The sequence below is a fragment of the Sphingopyxis sp. genome, from assembly GCF_035686825.1.
Taxonomy (GTDB): Bacteria; Pseudomonadota; Alphaproteobacteria; order Sphingomonadales; family Sphingomonadaceae; genus Sphingopyxis.
This window is the reverse complement of the sequence record NZ_DASRYZ010000003.1, coordinates 316,726-335,435: the sequence shown is the minus strand read 5'-3', so window position 1 is coordinate 335,435 and position 18,710 is coordinate 316,726. Positions and strand designations below refer to the sequence as shown.

Genomic DNA, 18,710 nt, shown 5'->3' with positions numbered 1-18,710 from the left:
ATGTCGCTGATGAAGCTATTCCTTCACCTGATGCTCGATACCGCCCGCCCGCCCGTGCACCGCCGCCGCAAGAAGGACGAGCGCGGCTTCACGCTGACCGAATTGATGGTCGTCATCTTCATCATCGGACTGCTCGCGACCGTGGTGATGATCAACGTCCTGCCGAGCCAGGACCGCGCGATGGTGACCAAGGCGAAGGCCGATATCGCGACGCTCGAAAATGCGCTCGAACAATATCGCCTCGACAATCTGGTCTATCCGGCCTCCACCGACGGGCTGAACGCGCTCGTCACCGCGCCTCCGGCACTGGCCCAGCCCGAACGCTATCGCCGCGGCGGCTATATCAAGAAACTGCCCGCCGATCCGTGGGGGCGCCCCTATAATTATCAGGCGCCGGGGCCGAACGGGAAGGCGTTCGACGTCTGGTCGCTCGGTGCCGATGGTGCGCCCGGCGGGACCGACGACAATGCGGATATTCGCAGCGACGCCTGAGGCGCGCCCGCGTCCTCGCGCCAACGGCTTCACGCTCGTCGAACTGATGGTCGTTCTCGCGATCATGGCGCTTGCCGCGACCGCGGTCGTGCTCACCATTCCGGGCGAGGAGCGCACGGTGCGCAGCGAAGCCGACCGGCTGGCGGCACGCCTCGCCGCCGCGCGCGATGTCGCGGTGATCGAGGGGCGCAGCGTTGCGGTCAATTTCGCGCCCTCGGGCTATGGATTCGAACGGCGGATCGCCGGCGAATGGCAAGTGCTGCCGGGCCGTGCCTTCGAACAGCGAAACTGGCCCGGCGACGTCCGCTTCGCGGCGGGTGACGGACGCGGCGCGGCGCGGCTGCTCTTCGACCGCGTCGGCACCAGCCCGACGCCGCAGGCCATCGTGCTCGCTGGGGGCGATGCGCGCGAGGTCGTCCGCGTTTCCGCGACGGGGGAGGTCAGCCGTGGCCGGTGAGCATGAAAGCGGGTTTACGCTGCTCGAAATGCTGGTCGCGCTCAGCGTCATCAGCATCGCCGCGCTCGCGCTCGTCCGCCTCGACGCCTATGCGGTTCGCACCGCGGGCGACCTCGACGAAAGCACGATGGCGGGCATCGTCGCGCAGAACCGCGCGGTCGAGCTATGGACCGACCCCGCGCCGCCGACGATCGGCAACAGCGCGATCGGCGTTGCCAACGCCGGCCGCAACTGGCGCGTCGAACAACGCGTCGCCAGGACCGCCGACGACGCACTGTTGCGCATCGACCTGCTCGTGCGGCCCGAAAACGGGCGCGGGCAGGCGGCGCTGACGATCATCCGGCCATCGCGATGAAAGGCGAACGTGGCTTCACTCTCGTCGAAATGCTCGTCGCGCTCTCCATCTTCGCGGCGATCGCGGCGATGGGCGTCGCTCTCCTGCGCAGCAGCGTCGATACGCAGGATGCTGTTCAGGAACGGCTGAAGGCGATGGGCGGCATCAACCGGCTGCGCGCGGTGATGGCGAACGATCTCGCGCAGGCGGTCCAACGCTCGACGCGCGGTCCGGCAGGCGAGGCCATTCCTGCTTTCATCGGGTCGTCGAACGGCTTTGCCTTCGTCCATGGCGGCGCCGGCGCGCTCGATGGCAGCCCGCGTCCGAACGTCGAACGTGTCGGTTATGCGCTCGTCGGGGGCGAGTGGCGCCGCGCGACGCAGCCGATGCTCGACGGAACCGCGCTCGGCGACGGCGACCGGCTCGTGGATGAGGTCGCGGCGGTGGCGGTGCGCTATCGCGACGAACGGGGCAATTGGAGCGAAAGCTGGACGTCGGAACCGGGCGACCGGCTGCCGCGCGCGGTCGAGGTGCGGCTGACGCGCACCGGGCGCGAGCCGCTGACGATGGCGTTCTTGACCGCGCCGACGTTGCCGCCGTCGCCCGCCGCCGGGGTGCCGGCGCCATGAAGCGCCAGGGCAGGGATGAACGCGGCGCGGCGCTGCTCAGTGTGTTGCTGCTCGTCGCGGTGATGGCGGTGATCGCGGCAACCGCGCTCGACCGTTTGACGCTCGCGACGCGCATCGCGGGCAGCGCGGCGACGGTCGATCAGGGGCGTGCCTATGCCTTTGCCGCCGAACAGATCGCGCTGCGCCGGGTCGCCGATCTTGTCGGGCGCGACCCGGCGAAGCTCACGCTCGCCGGCAATTGGCTGGGCCGCGATTTCACGCTGCCCCTGCCCGGCGGCGAAGGGCGGGCGAAGCTCAGCGATGCGAACAATTGCTTCAACCTCAACAGCCTGGTCGCCGAGACGGTGCCGGGACGGTTCAGCCAGCGGTCGGGGGCGATGCGCCAGTTCGGTGAACTGATGACGTTGCTCGGGATCGAAAACGGTGAAGCGCAGGCGATTGCGGGCGCGGCGGCCGACTGGATCGACAGCGACAGCAACGAAGGCCGGCTGGGCGCAGAGGACAATGTCTATCGATCGATGCAGGGCGCCTATCTGCCCGCCAACCGCAAGATGGCCGATATCAGCGAATTGCGCGCGGTGCGCGGGGTCACTCCGAAAATCTATGCGCGCCTGAAGCCTTGGATCTGCGTGCTGCCGGTGACCGATCCGGTGAAGCTGAACGTCAACACGCTCGCGCCCGAACAGGCGCCGCTGGTCGCGATGCTGCTGCCCGGCGAGATCGGTATCGCCGACGCACGGGCGGCGCTGGCGGCGCGCCCCGCGGGCGGCTATGGCAGCAGCGTGCGATTCTGGGAGGCGAGTGTGTTCGACGGACGCAAGCCGCCGAACGATGTTGCCGAACAGGCGGGCGTGACCAGCCGCTGGCTCGCGCTGACGACGAATGTGACGATGGGGGACGGTTTCTTGACCGCAGTTTCGCTGATCGATGCCAATGGCGGAGCGCCGTCTGCCGGAATGACGCCGCCAGTGATCGTGCGCCGCGATTGGGGCGAGAGCGACTGACATGCCGCGCACGCTGGTTCTCTGGCTGCCCCCGGTGGCGGCGCTCGGCGAGGAAAATGCACCGCATCCGGCGTGGCTGCGCGTCGATGACGGGGTGATCGTCGATTCGGGACAGGACGACGGCTGGGTCGGCGCGTGGGAGAAGCCGCAGGATGACAGCGCCGACGATCGGCTGGTCGCGCTGGCACCCGCCGTCGACGTGCCGCTCCGCTGGCTCCACTATCCCGGCGCCGCGCCGGCGCAGGCGGCCGCCGCGGCGCGGATCGATGCGCTGAAGGACAGCCTTGGGGATGCCGCGTCGCTGCATGTCGTGACGGGTCAGCCGGCGGGCGAGGGGCAGGCCGTCCCGGTGGCGGTCACGACCCATGCCGCCATGACCGCGTGGACCGAGTGGATGAAGGCGCGCGACCTGGCGCCCGTCGCCGTCATTCCCGCCGCCGCCGCGGTGCCGCCGCCCGAACCCGATATGCTGTGGACGGCGGAGGTCGGCGGCGAGCAGATCGTGCGCAGCGCCGACCGCGCCTACCGCTCGGATCCCGAGCTCGACGCGCTGATCGCGGGTAGCCATGATATCGCCCCGCTCGACCCCGACCAGATGCGCGAGGCGCTGCTGCTAACACTGGCCACGCCGCCGCTCGACCTGCTCAGCGGCGGATGGAAGCCCAAGCGAAGCTGGGCGGTCGATCCGGCGCTGCTGCGGATTGCGAAATATTTGCTGATCGCGCTCGTCGTCGTGAGCCTGCTCATCCCTGTCATCCATGCGGTGCGCCTCGTTTCCGACACCGGCCGCGCCGACGAGGCGGTCGTGGCGATGGCGAAGAAGGCCGGGGTAACGGCGGGTGACGCCACCGCGGCGGAGGCGGAACTCGACCGCCGTCTTGCCGCTGCCGGCGGCGGGCCGCTGGCTTTCTCCGTCCCCGCGTCGGCGCTTTACGATGCGATGGGCGATGCGCCCGGCGTTTCGCTCAAGACGCTGTCGCACCGCACCGACGGGACGTTGACGACGACGCTCGCCGCGCCGCGCGTCGAGGATATCAACCAGGTGCTGCTCGCGCTGCAGGCGCGCAGTTATCGCATCACCGCGCAGCCGATGGCGGGAAGCGACGGCCAGCAGATGGCCAATGTAACGATCCGGGCGGTGCCATGACCGACAAGCTCAAAAATTGGTGGAGCGGGCTTTCGCTACGCGAACGCTGGCTGGTCGGCGTTGCGGGCGTGCTGGCGCTTGGCGTGCTGGTCTGGGGCCTCGCCCGGCCGGCAGTCGCGGCGTTCATCGATCTCGAAAGCCAGCATCGCGCCGCGATAGAGCGCGAGGGACGGGTCAAGGCCAAGGTGCAATTGCTCGCCCGGCGCCCGGCGAAATCGGTCGCGACGACGGTCGAGACGCAAGCGATCGACCAATATCTTGCGCAATCGGCGGGCGAGATCGGGCTGACGCTCGATCGCAACGAGGCGCGGGGCGCCGGGCAAGCGACGATCGCCATCGCGACCGCCAAGGCGCCGGTGCTGATCGACTGGCTCGCTTCGCTCGAAGCGCAGGGCTTCGTCGTCGATCAAGTGACGATCACCCCCGCCGCCGACGGCACCGTCGGACTGACCGCCGAACTCCGAAAGGGCGGGCGATGACCGGGCGCCGAGGATGGATCGTCGCCGCTGCTGCGCTCGCGCTGCTGCTGCTCATCGCGACTTTTCCGATGCGGCTCGCGCTCGCCTGGTCGGGTGCGACCGATGCGGGTGTCGCCGCGCGCGACGTTCGCGGCTCGGTCTGGTCGGGCGAACTTGTCGAAGCGCGGTTCGGCGCCTTGCCGCTCGGCACGGTGCGGGCGAGCCTTTCGCCGCTCGCGCTTCTCGGCGGGAATGTCGAACTGGCTTTCTCGCGCACCGATGACAGATTGGGGGCGCTCGCCGGGCGTCTCTATGGCAGCGATCCGCGCGGCGTGTCCGACGTCAGCGGCACGACGTCGATGGCGGGCGGGCTGGGCGCGATTCCGGTGGACAGGATCAGTTTCGAAGGCGCGACGGTGCGTTTCGACGATACGGGCAAATGCGCCGTCGCCGGCGGCCGGATCCGGCTTGTGGTCAGCGCGCCGATCGCGGGTCTCGACCTGTCGCGCGGCCTGTCAGGCCCGCTTAGCTGCGCGAAGGGGCGCGCGCAGGCGGCGCTCGCCAGCCAGTCGGGAATGGAACGGCTGACGCTGTCGTTCGACGGCAGCGGCGCGTATCGCGCCCAATTCGCGATCAATGTCGACCGCGACCCGGCGATGGCGGCGGCGCTCGCAGCGCTGGGGTTCAAGGCGGGCTCGGGCGGGTTCGTGCTGGCGACCACGGGCCGCTTCTGACGTGCCCCTTCTCGATGCCTTGCCCTTCGGCATGGGCATCGCCCTTGCCGCGCTGGCCGGGCTGATCCTCGGCAGCTTCATCGCGACGCTGGTGCTGCGCTGGCCCGCGGGCCGGTCGGTGTTGGGACGATCTCAGTGTGACGCGTGCGGACGGCCGCTCGGTGCGCTCGATCTCGTCCCGTTGCTCTCGGCTCTCGCCGCGCGCGGGCGCTGCCGGACCTGCGGCGCGCCGATCGATCGCTTTCATTCACTTGTCGAGGCGGGGGCGGCGCTGATCGGTGCGGCCGCACTCGCCCTGATGCCCGGGACGACCGGCTGGCTATGGGCGCTGTTCGGCTGGCTGCTGCTGCCCCTCCTGTTGCTCGATGCGCGGCACTTCTGGTTGCCCGACCGGCTCAGCGCGCTGCTGGCGGTCGTCGGGCTGCTGTTCGCGGGACCGCTGTTCGATGTGGCTCTGCTCGATCGCTGGATCGGCGCCGTTGCGGGCGGAGTAGCGCTCGCGTTTCTGGCCTGGGCTTACCGGCGGACGCGCGGTGCCGAGGGCATGGGCGGCGGCGATCCCAAACTTGTGGCGGCGATCGGCTGCTGGACCGGATGGCAGGCGTTGCCGCTGCTGCTGCTGCTCGCCAGCGCCGGGGGGATCGGCTGGGCATTGTCCCTGCAGCGAAAAGGGGACCGGTCGCTCGCCGAGCGACGGGTCCCCTTCGGTGTCTTCCTGTGCGCCGCGGCGTTCGCCGCGGTGCCGGTCTGGCAGTTTCTGTTGTTCCACTGACGTGGAACGCGGCACCGGCCCGCTCCCCCGCCCGGCCTCCCATAGGATATTATCGTCGGGGAGGCCGGGCGGGGGAGCGGGCCGGTGCCGCCTCCGCCGTCAGGCGGAGAAAACGCCTTACTGGCCGATAACGACCGTCACCGCGCGGCGGTTCTTGGCATAGGCCGCTTCGGTCGAACCAAGCTCGGCCGGACGTTCCTTGCCATAGCTGATGACGTTGATACGGCTCGGGTCGATGCCGAGCGATGCCAGATAATTTTTCGCGGCATTGGCGCGGCGTTCGCCGAGCGCGATATTGTAATCGCGGGTGCCGCGTTCGTCGGCATGGCCTTCGAGCGTGACGCGAACCGCGGGGTTGCGCTGCAGCCACTGCGCCTGGCTCTGCAACGTCGCCTGATCCTGTGCGTCGACATTATACTGGTCATAGTCGAAGAAGACACGGTCGCCTTCGAGGCCCACGCTGGCGAGGAAATCTTCCTGCGATCCCGGGATCACGCCGGTGCCGGTTCCGGCGCCGGGATCGGTTCCGGTGCCTTCGGGGGCGGGGGGCAGCGTGTCAGGAGCCTTTTTCGCGCAGGCGCCAACAGCAAGCATGGTGATCGCCGCGATCATCGCGGTGCTTTTCCGTATCGTCATGTTTTCTGTCCTCTTGTTGTTGTTGGGAAATCATTCTGCGGGCAAAAAGAACCGGCTGGACGCGGTATTTGAACCCGAGCCGGGCGTTTTGGTTCCGCGCCGCTCAAGGCAGGACGGGACCCCAGCTCGGATCCGATCCATCCTGCGGCGTCGGCAGGCGGCGCAGGTTTACGCCGGTCAGGTCAACCTGCCACAGGCTGGACTTGCCTTCGCGCCCGCGCGTCGTGCGGAAAAACTGGATGACGCGGCCGTTCGGCGACCAGGTCGGCGCCTCGTCCTGCCAGCTGTTCGTCAGCATGCGCACCCCGCCGCCCGACGGGGTCATCACGCCGATGCGGAACTCGCCGCCGCCCATGCGGGTAAAGGCGATCAGGTCGCCGCGCGGTGACCATTCGGGGGTCGCGGCGCGGCCGCCGCCAAAGCTGATCCGCTGCTGGTTCGACCCGTCGATGTTCATCGTATAGATTTGCTGGCCGCCCGACCGGTCGCTTTCGAACACGATCTTCCGCCCATCGGGCGAGAAACTGCCGCCGACGTCGATACCCGGCGTGTTTGTGAGGCGCACCGGCGTGCCGCCATTGGCCGAAATGCGATAGATGTCGGTGTTGCCGTTCACGGCCATCGAATAGAGAATCTGCGTGCCGTCGGGCGACCAGCGCGGCGCGAAGGTCGCGTTGCTGCTTTCAGTCACCAGCTTCTGCGACCCCGCGGCGACGTCATAGATGAAGACGCGGACGCGGTTGTTCAAATAGCTGACGTAAACGATCTTCTTGTAATCGGGCGAGAAACGCGGGCTGATCGCGAGCGCCTGACCGTTGGTGATGAAGCGGTGGTTGCCGCCATCCGAATCCATGATCGCGAGGCGTTTGATGCGGTTCCCCTTGGGGCCGCTCTCGGCGATATAGGCGACGCGGCTGTCGAAGAAGGGCGCTTCGCCCGACAGGCGTGAATAGATGGCGTCGGCGCATTTATGCGCGGCGCGCCGCCAGTCGGCGGGCTGGATCTCGAACCCCTTGCGCACCAGCTCGCTGCCGAGCGCGGTGTCGTAAAGATAGCAGCCGACGATCAGGCTGCCGTTCGATCCGGCATCGACGAAGCCGTGGACGACATTTTCGGCGCCCCGCGTCTGCCATTCGGCGAAGCGCGGCGCCTGCACCTCGGCGCGGGTGATCGCGCGGACCCCGTTCGGGCCGATCGGTTCGTAAAGGCCGCTGCGTTCGAGGTCGGCGGCGATGACTTCGGCGATCTGGCGGCCGAGGCTGTCGGTGCGCAGCCCCGCGACGGTCTGGACCGACGCGGTGGCGAGCGGCGGGATGCCGATGACCGTGCGTTCCTGCGACAATGTGCCCTCGATCGTCTCGCGCGGCGTGGTCGTCGGCGTAACCGCGGGCGGCGTCGGGGCGGTCTGTGCGAACACCGGGGCGGTGGTCAGCAGCAGCGCGAGCGAAAGGCTGATCGGACGGAGAAGCATTTCTCTTACCTCTTGATGAAATCGAGCGTGTAATTCTGCCAGAAGCTGTAATTTTCCTCGGGCAGTTCGAAGGGAGCGGCAAGTTCCACCGCACGTTTTGCGCATTCCTGATGGCGCTGGATCTGGAATTTGTTGCTGTCGGTCTCGCCCGACGTGGTCACGCTGGTGAAGCCGGCGAGCCCGCCCGACTGCGTCAGTCTAAACTTCACGACGGTCTTGAGCTGATCGACGTCGACCCCCGAAACGCGGCAGCCGTTCCAGCGCGGGAGGACCGCCGACTTGATGCTGACGTCGATCGAGCGGCGCACCTCGGCCGCGGTCGCCGCGGCGGGGGCGCCCTTGCTCGACGGCGATTTGGGCTGCGATTTCGAAAGGCCTTCGGCGATACCGTCGAGCCGGCCCGTGGGGCGCGCGGGGCGGTCCTTTGCGGGCGGCGCTTTGGGCGCGGCTTTGGGCTGCGCCTTTTTTTCGGCGGGGCGCTGCTTCGGCGGCGCCTGCTTGGGCTTCGCGACCTGTTTGGGGGTCGGGGCCGGCGTGGGCCGCACGACGGGGTCGGGAAGCGGCGGTGCCGGCATGGGCTCGGGCGCGGCGATGTCGGTCGCATATTCTTCGCCCAGTCGCGCGGCGGGGGGCGTCTCGCTGATCACCGGCGCGGTCGATCGCACCGCGGTTTCGGCGATCAGGTCGACTTCCATCGGCGGATTGTCGAAACGGCGTTCGCCTGCGGTCCACTGGACCGACAGCAGGCCGATGATCAGGACATGCGCCGCCACCGCGATGGCAAAGCCGCGTCCTTCCTTCCCCCTCACTGCCCGGTGTTCGGCCATCGTCTTAACCTAGATTCCGGTTTCTGAACCGTCGGTGACCGCCGCTGGGGCGGCCGGCTCGGCGTTGGCGCCGGTGGTGACGAGTGAAATCCGCGTCAGGCCGGCGCGGTTGAGCTCGCCCATCACGCGCATCACGCGACCATAATCGAGCCCCTTGTCGGCGCGCAGCATGATCTGGCGCGGCCGATCCTGACCCTCATTCTCCCGCGCGATGGCATCGAGCCGCGCCGGCAATTCGGCCTCGGGCACGACGTCTTCGCCGATATAGAGCGTGTCGTCGGCGCCGACCGACAGCTGGATCGGCTCCTGATCCTCGGTCTCGACGGGCTTCGCCCGGCTTTCGGGCAGGTCGATCGGCACGGCGGAGGCGAGGAGCGGGGCCGTGATCATGAAGATGATCAACAGCACGAGCATCACGTCGACGAGCGGAGTGACGTTGATTTCGGCCATCGGCGCGCGGCGGTTGCCACGGCCGCGCCGGCCGCCGACGCCGCCCGAGGGTCCGGACATCGCCATCAGGCTTCGACCTCCAGTTCGCGGCTGAACGTCGCATGCAATCCGTCGGCGAAGCGGCCGAGCCGCGATTCGAGCCGGTTCAGGCGCTGCGAAAAGGCGTTATAGGCGATGACCGCGGGAATCGCCGCGAAGAGGCCGATCGCGGTCGCGAACAAGGCTTCGGCGATGCCGGGGGCGACGACGGCGAGGCTGCTGTTATTTTCCGCCGCGATCGCGGTGAAGCTACGCATGATGCCCCAGACGGTGCCGAACAGGCCGACGAAGGGCGCGACCGAACCGATCGTCGCCAGCGTCCCGATCTTTTCGGCGAGGCGGTCGACTTCGCCCGCGACCGCGCTGTTCATGGCGATGCCGAGGCGTTCGCGCGTTCCGTCGCGGTCGATAGTCTTGCCCTTGGTCGACCGGCGCCATTCGCCGATCCCGGCCGACAGCACTTTCGCGCTCGGCAGATCCTCGTCGCTGTTCTTGTCGAAGAATTTGTCGATATTGTCGGCGCGCCAGAAATCGCGCTCGAAGCGTTCCGACGCGCTCATCAGCTTACCGACCCCGCGGCCGTGGGTGAAGATCACCGCCCAGACATAGATCGACGCGAGCAACAGGCCGATCATCACGGCCTTCACGATGATGTCGGCTTGCAGGAACAGCGCGACGGGGGACAAGGTCGCCGCGTCGGCGGCCAGCGAGATATTGTCTAGCAAGGGAAGGTCTCTCCATTCATGATGGCGGTAAATCGGTCGGCCCACCCCGCGGGTTGGCGGCGCGGCCGGCCCCCGGGCGACAGAAAGGCTGCGGTGACTTGCCCGTCCGTCAATGTCTCGCCGCTTAACGTATCACTTCCGCGAAGGATGCGCTGCGCGATGATAACGCTCGCGCCGCGTACCGCCTCGACGGTGCTGACGACGAGCAGGTCGTCGTCGAGCTTCGCGGGGCTACGGTATTTGATGACGAGGTCGGTGACCGCCCACGCGCCTTCGCCCGCCTCCATCGCCGCGCGCTGGTCGATGCCGGCAAGGCGCAGCATGTCCGATCGCGCGCGTTCCATATAGCGCAGGTAATTGGCGTGATAGACGATGCCCGAAAGGTCGGTGTCCTCGAAATAGACGCGCGCCCGGAAATGATGCTCGGCCCCGACGAAGGCGCCGGGAATGAAGGGGAGCGGTGCATTTACCATTGTCCCGATCGATAGCGTCGCAACGACTCGTCGCAAACCCCCCTTGAACATTTCGTCGCAGATCGCGGCCGGCTGGTGGAATGAAAGCGGCGGAAATCCGCCTATTTCGCCTGATCGAAAAGTCCGTCCTGCGATCCCGCAGGCGGGTTGAGCCCCAGATGCTTCCACGCACTCGCATTGAGCATCCGCCCCCGCGCGGTGCGCGCGATGAGTCCGGCCTGCAACAGATAGGGCTCGATCACATCCTCGATCGTGTCGCGCGGTTCGCTGAGGCCCGCCGCCAGCGTCTCCACCCCGACCGGTCCGCCGCGATAGATATCGGCGATCATGGTCAGGTAGCGGCGGTCCATCGCATCGAGGCCGAGCGCATCGACTTCGAGCCGGTTGAGCGCCGCGTCGGCCGCCTTTGCATCGACGACGGCATGGCCCGCGACGGTTGCGAAATCGCGCACGCGGCGGAGCAGCCGGCCGGCGATGCGCGGCGTCCCGCGCGACCGCTTCGCGATTTCGAGCGCGCCGTCCGACGCGATCGGCAGCGCCAGCAGGCGCGCGGCGCGCGAAATCACCTGTTCGAGTTCGGCGTGGGTATAGAAATTGAGTCGCACCGGGATGCCGAAGCGGTCGCGCAGCGGCGTCGTCAGCAGGCCCTGCCGCGTCGTCGCGCCGACCAATGTGAACTTCGGCAGGTCGATGCGGACGCTGCGCGCCGACGGCCCTTCGCCGATCATGATGTCGAGCGCGCGGTCTTCCATCGCGGGATAGAGGATTTCCTCGACCGCGGGCGACAGCCGGTGAATCTCGTCGATGAACAGCACGTCGCCATCCTCGAGATTGGTGAGCAAAGCCGCGAGGTCGCCCGCCTTCGCGATCACCGGGCCGCTGGTCGAGCGAAAGCCGACGCCGAGCTCCTTCGCGACGATCTGCGCCAGCGTTGTCTTCCCGAGCCCCGGCGGACCAAAGAAGAGCACATGGTCGAGCGCATCCGCGCGCGCTTTCGCCGCCTCGATGAAGATGCGCAGATTCTCGCGTGCCGCGGCCTGCCCGACGAATTCGGCGAGCGACTTTGGCCGCAGCGCCGCGTCGGCATCCTCAGGGGTGCGGATGGGGGTGGTGAGGGTGGGCTCAGTCATAACGCTCTATTGCCTCGCCGAGGATACAAACCCAAGGTTCCTGACGATCCTCATAGACTGAAAATTGCGGCTCGAAGTCATGGCCCGGTTCGAAATTGCCGATCGGCACGGCATAGCTGTCGAGCTCCGGGTGATTGAGGAACCACAGTGTGGAGCCGCAATTGCCGCAAAAATAGAAGTCCGCGAGCGTGCCGCTCCCGCCCGGATGTTGGTAGAGCTTCGCGTCGCCTTCGGTGCGAACCTGATCGGCGGGGAAGCGCGCCTGTGCGGCAAAGGCGCTGCCGCTCCGCGCCTTGCAATTGCGACAGTGGCAGACCGAGACGCGAATCGGTTCGCCGGCGCAGACGATCCGGAGCTGTCCGCAGCGGCAGGAGGCGTTACGGACGCGCTCGGTCACTTGGCTGCCTTTTTGAGTGCCGCGCGCACCAGCGCGTCGAGGCTTGCGCCCGCGCCCAATTCCTCGCTCGCTGCTGCGACCGCCGCGCTCGCCTCGCCGGGCTTGAAGCCGAGGCCGGTGAGCGCGGCGACGGCATCGCCGAGCGGGCCGGCGGTCGCCTCGAGGGAGGGGCCCGAACCCGCAATCCCGCCGAGTGCGCCCGCCTTGTCCTTCAATTCATGCGTAATCCGCTGCGCCAGTTTCGGCCCGACGCCGTTGGCGCGCGCGATCATCGCGCTGTCGCCGCTCGCGAGCGCGCGTTGCAGGTCGCCGATCTCGAGCGCCGAGAGGATCGCGAGCGCGACCTTGGCGCCGACGCCCTGCACGCTGGTGAGCAGGCGGAACCAGTCGCGTTCCTCGGCCTTGGCGAATCCCAGCAGGCGCAGGAAATCCTCGCCGACGAGCATTTCGGTGTGGATGGTGACCTCGCCGCCAACCGGGCCGAGCGCGTCCAGCGTCCGCGCCGATGCCTCTACCAGATAGCCGACGCCGCCGACGTCGATCACCGCATGGCCTGCACCGCTTGAATCGAGCCGTCCGGTCAGTTTCGCGATCATGATCCGTGCCTAGCGCGAGGAGAACGAAAAGGGAATCAATTATCGCGGGCGATGGTTCGCATGGCAGATCGCGACCGCAAGCGCATCCGCCGCGTCGGCGCCCGCGACCTTCGCGCCGGGGAGCAGCACGCGCAGCATCGCTTGCACTTGCTCCTTCGCCGCACCGCCGGTTCCCACGATCGCCTTCTTGACGAGGCGCGGCGCATATTCGGTGACGGTCAGCCCGCCGCGCGCGCAGCCGAGCAGGACGACGCCGCGCGCGTGGGCGAGCTTCAGCGTCGATTGCGGATTGTCGTTGACGAACACTTCCTCGACCGCGGCGCACATCGGCGCATGATCGGCGATTACCGCCGCGAGCGCGGTGTCGATGTGCGCGAGCCGGTCGGGCAGGGACGCCTTGGCGTCGGTCTTCACCTGGCCGTTGGCGATGTGGCTGATCCGGCTGCCCTCGACGCGGATGACGCCCCAGCCGGTGCAACTGAGCGACGGGTCGAGGCCGAGGATGACCGTCGGATCAGAACCAGCCGTCGAAGGGGCCATTGGTGGTTTCGTTCAGCCGCTCGCGCAGCGCCGCCGGCGCGCGGTCGCGGGCCGCCCCGGCCATCGCCGACGCGTCGAGGCCATTGCCGCAATCGAGCCGTCCGAGCGACTTGTCGCCGTCGGGGCCGGCGACGATTGCGATACCCGAATAGGTGAAGCCGGGCCGCGTCGTCGCCTGGCCGTTCGCGCCTTCGAACACGATATAGTGCGTATCGCCGCGGGTGAAGCGGATGTGGCTTTGATGCCCGCCCTGTTGTCCGGTGACGAAACCCAGCCGGACGTTCGACCAGTCGGACTTGCTCGCGATTTCCATCTCGGTCTTCGCCGCGCTGCCGAAGCGATAGGTCACGCGGTCGCTGCCGCCGCAGACGCTGCCGATCTTCCTGCCGAAGCGGCACGAAAACAGCGGTTCCTCGCCGGCCTTGCAAAGGCCCGCGGCGGCGGGTGCGGTCATCGCGCCGGGGGCGGATCCGGCGATGAGGCCCGCGATCAATGCGGTTGCGGCGAAACGCCCGATCACCCGAGCTTTTCCATCACCGCGTCGGGGATTTCGTAATTGCCCCATACGGTCTGGACGTCGTCGTCGTCGTCGAGCGTGTCGATCAGCTTGAACAGCGTCTGCGCGACCGCCTCGTCGGCGACCTCGCTCTTCAGCGTCGGGCGCCACGCGAGCTTCACGCCCTCGGCCTCGCCGAGCTTGCCTTCGAGCGCTTTTGCGACTTCGTGCAGACTGTCGACGCTGGTCCAGATGTCGTGGCCGTCCTCCGACGATTCGACGTCGTCGGCGCCCGCGTCGAGCGCGGCCTCGAACACCGTGTCGGCATCGCCGGCGCCGGCGCCATAGCTGATCATGCCCAGCCGGTCGAAGCCGTGGCTGACGCTGCCGCTCGTGCCAAGGTTGCCGCCATTCTTCGAAAAGGCGGTGCGGACGTTTGTCGCGGTGCGGTTGCGGTTGTCGGTCAGCGCCTCGACGATCAGCGACACGCCGCCGGGGCCATAGCCTTCGTAGCGGATTTCCTCGTAATTATCGCCATCATTGCCCGCGGCTTTGTCGATCGCGCGCTGGATATTGTCCTTGGGCATCGACTGCGCCTTGGCGGCGTTGACCGCCGCCCGAAGACGGGCATTTGCGTCGGGATCGGGCAGGCCCATCTTCGCCGCAACGGTGATTTCGCGGCTGAGCTTCGAAAAGAGGCTGCTGCGCTTTTTATCCTGCGCACCCTTGCGGTGCATGATGTTCTTGAATTTGCTATGGCCGGCCAAGCCACCCTCCATCGGTAATTTTGAAAGCTGCGCCGCCCCTAGCGCGGAGCGCGGCTTCGGACAACCGCGCGCGGCGGCTCAAATCAGACAACCACGGCGGTTCCCGAGGCGCTGACCATCAGCATCGAGCCGTTCTGGCCGAGCACTTCATAGTCGAGGTCGACGCCGACCACCGCATTGCCGCCGAGGCGCGCCGCTTCGGCTTCCATCTCGGCGATCGCTTCCTTGCGCGCGCGGGCGAGGACATCCTCATATTTTCCCGAGCGGCCGCCAACGATGTCGGTGATCGACGCGAACAGGTCGCGGAACAGATTCGCGCCGACGATCACCTCGCCGGTGACGATGCCCAGATATTCGCGGACCGGACGGCCCTCGACAGTGTTGGTCGTGGTGCTGAACATCGTCACTCTCCTGTGGATTGGCGGATCGGCCTCAAGCGTGGGTGCCGCGCCCGACCGCGGGACTCGCGGAAGTTGTCAAACTTGTCATTCCCCTCCGGTACCATGATACCCTTCGCCCAGAAACGGGCTCCGAGGGCGCGGACAGAGTGGAGAGGTGACGCGCGACATGGGAAGGGGGTAACCCGGCCGGATAATGTAGGACAGCGGTTTTTTCCGGGATCCTCAGTCGATCCCGAGCGCCGATTTATAGACGTCGAGGATCGCTTCCATTTCCTTGCGGTCATGAACCGGCAGTTTGCGCAGACGGACGATCTGACGCATGATCTTCGGGTCGTAACCCTGCGATTTCGCTTCATTATAGGTGTCGCGAATGTCGTCGGCGATGCCCTTTTTCTCTTCTTCCAGACGCTCGATGCGCTCGATGAAAAGGCGCAGTTGTTCGTCGGACACGGTGGCTTCGCTCATTTTATACTCCGCTAGGATGGGGATGATTGTGTGGCGAGAATCGCCTCGGCGCCCGATTAGCGGCGTCAGGGATTCTTGGCCATGCTTTCTTCCATCCGTGCGAGCTGTTCGGGTGTGGCGGCGACGTGGAAGCGCGATTTCCACTCCGCGGTCGGCATGCCGTGGACGATCGCGCGCCCGGCTTCCTTGTCCATGTTGCCCGCCTCCGCGATCCAGTCGCCGAGGCAATTTCGGCAAAAGCCGGCGAGGCCCATCAGGTCGATGTTCGCGGCGTCGCTGCGATGCTGGAGCAGGCGAACGAGGCGGCGGAATGCGGCGGCCGCGACGGCGTCATCTACGCTATCGAGCGCATCGCCGGAATTCGTCTGGTCGTCGCTGCAGGACATGGATTCTCCTTTGTATGATGAATAGCTATACGGTTGTTGCCTTGGCGGTATCAAGGCGGCATTGCCCTAGCGTCCCAGACCCCCACCTACCCAAGTCATCGGAGCATTTGTGGTTCAGAGCTTTACCCCCCGCCAGCGCAAGGTTCGCATCCTGGCGACCCTCGGTCCCGCCAGCGCCAATGCCGAGATGATCGCCGAACTGCACCGTGCGGGCGCCGATGCCTTTCGCGTCAATATGAGCCACGGCGACCACGCCGGTCACGCGAAAGTGATCGCCGCGATCCGCGCGCTCGAAAAGGACACCGGCCGCCCGACGACGATCCTGGTCGATCTGCAGGGGCCGAAGCTGCGCGTCGGCACGTTCAAGGACGGCCCCGCCGAACTGGTGAAGGGCAAGCCCTTCGTACTCGACGCCGACAAGGCACCCGGCGACGCGACGCGCGTGCATTTGCCGCACCCCGAATTGTTCGCGGCCGCCGAACCCGATACACGCCTGCTGATCGACGATGGCAAGCTGGTGCTGCGGGTAAAGAGCGTGGCGCCGGACCGGATCGAAACGATCGTCGAGGTCGGCGGCAAGATTTCGGACCGCAAGGGAGTCAATGTCCCCGACGTCGTCGTTCCGCTCGCAGCGCTGACCGAAAAGGATCGCAAGGACCTGGCCTTCGCGCTCGAACAGCATGTCGACTGGATCGCGCTGTCGTTCGTCCAGCGACCCGAGGATGTCGCCGAGGCGCGGCGCCTGATCGGCGGCAAGGCGGCGTTGCTCGTCAAGTTCGAGAAGCCGTCGGGCGTGCAGCGGATCGAGGAGATTCTCGAGCTCGCCGACGCGGCGATGGTCGCGCGCGGCGATCTGGGCGTCGAACTGCCGCCCGAAGCGGTGCCGCCGCTGCAGAAAAAGATCGTCGCCACCGCGCGCCGCATGGGCAAGCCGGTCGTCGTCGCGACGCAGATGCTCGAATCGATGATCGTTTCGCCGTCGCCGACGCGTGCCGAGGTGTCCGACGTCGCGACCGCCGTCTATGACGGGGCGGACGCGATCATGTTGTCGGCCGAGACCGCGGCGGGCGCCTGGCCGGTCGAAGCCGTCACCATGATGGATTCGATCGCGCGCTCGGTCGAAAGCGATCCCGACTATTATCGCCGCCTGCATTTCACCGAGACGGTGCCCGACGCGACGACCGCCGACGCGCTCGCCGAGGCGGCGGGCAGCATTATCACGACGATCGCCGCCGACGCGATCATCTGCTTCACCGCGTCGGGATCGACCGCGCGCCGCGTCGCGCGCGAGCGGCCGGGCGCGCCGCTGCTGGTGCTGACGCCGAAGAAGGAAGCCGCGCGGCGCATGGGATTGCTGTGGGGCGCCCATGCGGTGCCGACGAAGGACATCGGCAGCTTCGAGGAAATGATCGCCAAGGGCAAGCGCATGGCGCTGCGCCACGGCATCTGCAAGGCGGGCGCGAAGCTCGTGATGATGGCGGGGGTTCCGTTCGGCACGCCGGGGTCGACCAACGTGCTCCACGTCGCGACGCTCACCGGCGATGAACTGCGCGGGTATAGCTGACAAGCCAATTCCTCCCTGTCGCGCAGCGATGGGGAGGGGGACCGTTCGCGAAGCGAATGGTGGAGGGGCCGCGACGGCTGCGCCAATGGCCCCTCCGTCAGCGGCTGCGCCGCTGCCACCTCCCCATGGCTTCGCCACAGGGAGGATCATTCGGCATATTCGATTCAAATCGGCACAAAAGTTACCGGCCGATTCACAAAATTTTCGGCGTGATTCAGAACGGGACGTTTAAAAATGGTAAATGGACTTTGCACCATTGACGCCGCGCGGCATAGTTGGTGCAAGTAGCGCGTCGGACCCGCGTCGGGGGGCTCCGCATCGCAAGTCCGGAGGTTTTTTCCGCGTGTCCGCACCGTTCCGTTTTCCGCGCTTTTTTGTCACCAGCCCGGCGCCTTGCCCCTATCTGGCGGGCAAGACCGAGCGCAAGGTGTTCACCGAACTCAGCGGCAACAATGCGAACGAGCTCAATGACGCGCTCGGCCGTATCGGGTTCCGCCGCAGCCAGTCGGTCGCCTATCGCCCGAGCTGCGCCGACTGTTCGGCGTGCGTGTCGGTGCGCGTCTGCGCGGCCGAGTTCACCCCCAGCAGCTCGCAGAAGCGCAACCTGCGCCGCAACGGCGATCTGGTCGCGACGGCGTGCAAGCCGTGGGCGACCGAAGAACAATATGCGCTGCTCCGCTCCTATCTCGGCTCGCGCCATCCCGACGGCGGCATGGCCGACATGGACGAGCAGGATTTCGCCGACATGGTCGAGCAGACCCCGGTCGACTCCTATGTGATCGAATATCGCGAGCCGACGACCGACGGCAGCAAGGGCCGCCTCGTCGGTTGCTGCCTGACCGACCGGCAGGGCGACGGGCTGTCGATGATCTACAGCTTTTTCGACGCGCATCATCCGATGCGTGAGGGGCTCGGCACCTATATCATCGTCGACCATGTCCAGCGCGCGGCGCGCGCCGGGCTGCCCTATGTCTATCTCGGTTACTGGATCGAAGGGTCGGCGCGCATGGCGTACAAGGCGCGCTTCCGTCCGCTCGAAAAGCTCGGGCCCGACGGCTGGTCGCGCGTCGAAGAAACGCAGTCCGACCGCATCGCGGCGATGTTCGAACTCGCCTGAGCCCACCCATTCCTCGGGGGCAGTTGAGAATGGCTCGCAACTGCCGATTCTGGCGGCCGGGCGGTTGACCTTTTCCCGCTTTCAAGGGCATAGCCGTCGCGAGGACGACAAGTCCGGGTCGCATCCGTGGTTAGCGTCGCTTAGGGGTTAAGCGATTGGGGGGAATGGGATGCCCGTGTATGCGTTCACCGGTATCTTGATCA

26 protein-coding genes are annotated in these 18,710 nt (G+C 67.1%); 11 read left to right on the top strand and 15 right to left on the bottom strand.

What is annotated here, in order from left to right; translation table 11 throughout:
- The first annotated feature begins 9 nt into the window (after positions 1 to 9).
- Genes gspG through VFG17_RS06210 form a run of 9 tightly spaced genes read left to right on the top strand, consistent with a single transcriptional unit; the run spans position 10 to position 6,027 of the window.
- A complete protein-coding gene (gene gspG / locus VFG17_RS06250) occupies positions 10 to 492 on the top strand; it encodes a type II secretion system major pseudopilin GspG (RefSeq protein WP_325028593.1) in 483 nt (160 codons plus the stop codon).
- Positions 467 to 949 (top strand): GspH/FimT family pseudopilin, encoded by a 483-nt coding sequence (locus tag VFG17_RS06245; protein ID WP_325028592.1) that lies wholly within the window; start codon positions 467 to 469, stop codon positions 947 to 949. The genes gspG and VFG17_RS06245 overlap by 26 nt, the downstream gene beginning before the upstream one ends.
- Complete coding sequence (gene gspI, locus VFG17_RS06240; protein ID WP_325028591.1) at positions 939 to 1,304, top strand: type II secretion system minor pseudopilin GspI; 366 nt, start codon at positions 939 to 941, stop codon at positions 1,302 to 1,304. Before VFG17_RS06245 ends, gspI begins: the two co-directional genes overlap by 11 nt.
- Complete coding sequence (gspJ, locus tag VFG17_RS06235) at positions 1,301 to 1,912, top strand: type II secretion system minor pseudopilin GspJ (protein WP_325028590.1); 612 nt, start codon at positions 1,301 to 1,303, stop codon at positions 1,910 to 1,912. Before gspI ends, gspJ begins: the two co-directional genes overlap by 4 nt.
- Entirely contained in the window at positions 1,909 to 2,916 is a 1,008-nt protein-coding gene (gene gspK / locus VFG17_RS06230; RefSeq protein ID WP_325028589.1) for a type II secretion system minor pseudopilin GspK, read from the top strand. Before gspJ ends, gspK begins: the two co-directional genes overlap by 4 nt.
- Before the next feature lies 1 nt (position 2,917).
- Positions 2,918 to 4,063: a type II secretion system protein GspL gene (gene gspL / locus VFG17_RS06225; protein WP_325028588.1), complete on the top strand. Its 1,146-nt coding sequence runs from the start codon at positions 2,918 to 2,920 to the stop codon at positions 4,061 to 4,063.
- Positions 4,060 to 4,542, top strand: coding sequence for a type II secretion system protein GspM (gspM, locus tag VFG17_RS06220; protein WP_325028587.1), 483 nt, complete (start codon positions 4,060 to 4,062; stop codon positions 4,540 to 4,542). Before gspL ends, gspM begins: the two co-directional genes overlap by 4 nt.
- Positions 4,539 to 5,255, top strand: a complete 717-nt coding sequence (gspN, locus tag VFG17_RS06215; RefSeq protein WP_325028586.1) for a type II secretion system protein N — start codon at positions 4,539 to 4,541, stop codon at positions 5,253 to 5,255. Before gspM ends, gspN begins: the two co-directional genes overlap by 4 nt.
- A gap of 31 nt (positions 5,256 to 5,286) precedes the next feature.
- Positions 5,287 to 6,027, top strand: coding sequence for an A24 family peptidase (locus VFG17_RS06210; RefSeq protein ID WP_325029087.1), 741 nt, complete (start codon positions 5,287 to 5,289; stop codon positions 6,025 to 6,027).
- Positions 6,028 to 6,144: 117 nt separating this feature from the next.
- On the opposite strand, the gene pal is transcribed toward VFG17_RS06210, so the two are convergent.
- The 15 genes from pal to VFG17_RS06135 form a co-directional block, all read right to left on the bottom strand.
- Positions 6,145 to 6,663 carry a peptidoglycan-associated lipoprotein Pal gene (gene pal, locus VFG17_RS06205; RefSeq protein ID WP_200880172.1) on the bottom strand — a complete coding sequence of 173 codons (519 nt, stop codon included), beginning with the start codon at positions 6,661 to 6,663 and terminating at the stop codon, positions 6,145 to 6,147.
- Between the two features lie 103 nt (positions 6,664 to 6,766).
- On the bottom strand, positions 6,767 to 8,134 hold the full coding sequence (gene tolB, locus VFG17_RS06200) for a Tol-Pal system beta propeller repeat protein TolB (protein WP_325028585.1): 1,368 nt from the start codon (positions 8,132 to 8,134) through the stop codon (positions 6,767 to 6,769).
- Positions 8,135 to 8,139: 5 nt separating this feature from the next.
- Positions 8,140 to 8,961: a hypothetical protein gene (locus VFG17_RS06195; RefSeq protein ID WP_325028584.1), complete on the bottom strand. Its 822-nt coding sequence runs from the start codon at positions 8,959 to 8,961 to the stop codon at positions 8,140 to 8,142.
- A gap of 9 nt (positions 8,962 to 8,970) precedes the next feature.
- Positions 8,971 to 9,477, bottom strand: coding sequence for a protein TolR (tolR, locus tag VFG17_RS06190; protein WP_325028583.1), 507 nt, complete (start codon positions 9,475 to 9,477; stop codon positions 8,971 to 8,973).
- Positions 9,477 to 10,175: a protein TolQ gene (tolQ, locus tag VFG17_RS06185; protein ID WP_136175204.1), complete on the bottom strand. Its 699-nt coding sequence runs from the start codon at positions 10,173 to 10,175 to the stop codon at positions 9,477 to 9,479. Before tolQ ends, tolR begins: the two co-directional genes overlap by 1 nt.
- Positions 10,169 to 10,648, bottom strand: a complete 480-nt coding sequence (locus VFG17_RS06180) for a YbgC/FadM family acyl-CoA thioesterase (protein WP_325028582.1) — start codon at positions 10,646 to 10,648, stop codon at positions 10,169 to 10,171. Before VFG17_RS06180 ends, tolQ begins: the two co-directional genes overlap by 7 nt.
- Before the next feature lie 101 nt (positions 10,649 to 10,749).
- Positions 10,750 to 11,778: a Holliday junction branch migration DNA helicase RuvB gene (gene ruvB, locus VFG17_RS06175; RefSeq protein ID WP_325028581.1), complete on the bottom strand. Its 1,029-nt coding sequence runs from the start codon at positions 11,776 to 11,778 to the stop codon at positions 10,750 to 10,752.
- A complete protein-coding gene (locus VFG17_RS06170; protein ID WP_037555176.1) occupies positions 11,771 to 12,175 on the bottom strand; it encodes a GFA family protein in 405 nt (134 codons plus the stop codon). The genes ruvB and VFG17_RS06170 overlap by 8 nt, the downstream gene beginning before the upstream one ends.
- Positions 12,172 to 12,771: a Holliday junction branch migration protein RuvA gene (gene ruvA, locus VFG17_RS06165; RefSeq protein ID WP_325028580.1), complete on the bottom strand. Its 600-nt coding sequence runs from the start codon at positions 12,769 to 12,771 to the stop codon at positions 12,172 to 12,174. The genes VFG17_RS06170 and ruvA overlap by 4 nt, the downstream gene beginning before the upstream one ends.
- Positions 12,772 to 12,810: 39 nt before the next feature.
- Positions 12,811 to 13,311, bottom strand: a complete 501-nt coding sequence (gene ruvC / locus VFG17_RS06160) for a crossover junction endodeoxyribonuclease RuvC (RefSeq protein ID WP_325028579.1) — start codon at positions 13,309 to 13,311, stop codon at positions 12,811 to 12,813.
- Positions 13,286 to 13,831, bottom strand: coding sequence for a hypothetical protein (locus VFG17_RS06155; RefSeq protein WP_325028578.1), 546 nt, complete (start codon positions 13,829 to 13,831; stop codon positions 13,286 to 13,288). The genes ruvC and VFG17_RS06155 overlap by 26 nt, the downstream gene beginning before the upstream one ends.
- Positions 13,828 to 14,574, bottom strand: coding sequence for a YebC/PmpR family DNA-binding transcriptional regulator (locus VFG17_RS06150; protein WP_325028577.1), 747 nt, complete (start codon positions 14,572 to 14,574; stop codon positions 13,828 to 13,830). Before VFG17_RS06150 ends, VFG17_RS06155 begins: the two co-directional genes overlap by 4 nt.
- Before the next feature lie 83 nt (positions 14,575 to 14,657).
- Positions 14,658 to 14,975: a heavy metal-binding domain-containing protein gene (locus tag VFG17_RS06145; protein ID WP_325028576.1), complete on the bottom strand. Its 318-nt coding sequence runs from the start codon at positions 14,973 to 14,975 to the stop codon at positions 14,658 to 14,660.
- Positions 14,976 to 15,197: 222 nt separating this feature from the next.
- The gene (locus VFG17_RS06140; protein WP_037555168.1) at positions 15,198 to 15,440 is read right to left on the bottom strand and encodes a DUF2312 domain-containing protein; all 243 of its coding nucleotides are present in this window, start codon (positions 15,438 to 15,440) and stop codon (positions 15,198 to 15,200) included.
- A 65-nt stretch (positions 15,441 to 15,505) separates the two neighbouring features.
- A complete protein-coding gene (locus VFG17_RS06135; RefSeq protein ID WP_325028575.1) occupies positions 15,506 to 15,826 on the bottom strand; it encodes a DUF1244 domain-containing protein in 321 nt (106 codons plus the stop codon).
- A gap of 109 nt (positions 15,827 to 15,935) precedes the next feature.
- On the opposite strand from VFG17_RS06135, the gene pyk reads away from it, so the two are divergent.
- Together pyk and VFG17_RS06125 are read left to right on the top strand one after the other, a co-directional pair.
- Positions 15,936 to 17,390 (top strand): pyruvate kinase, encoded by a 1,455-nt coding sequence (gene pyk, locus VFG17_RS06130; protein WP_325028574.1) that lies wholly within the window; start codon positions 15,936 to 15,938, stop codon positions 17,388 to 17,390.
- Positions 17,391 to 17,733: 343 nt separating this feature from the next.
- Entirely contained in the window at positions 17,734 to 18,507 is a 774-nt protein-coding gene (locus VFG17_RS06125) for an arginyltransferase (protein WP_325028573.1), read from the top strand.
- Positions 18,508 to 18,710: the final 203 nt, after the last annotated feature.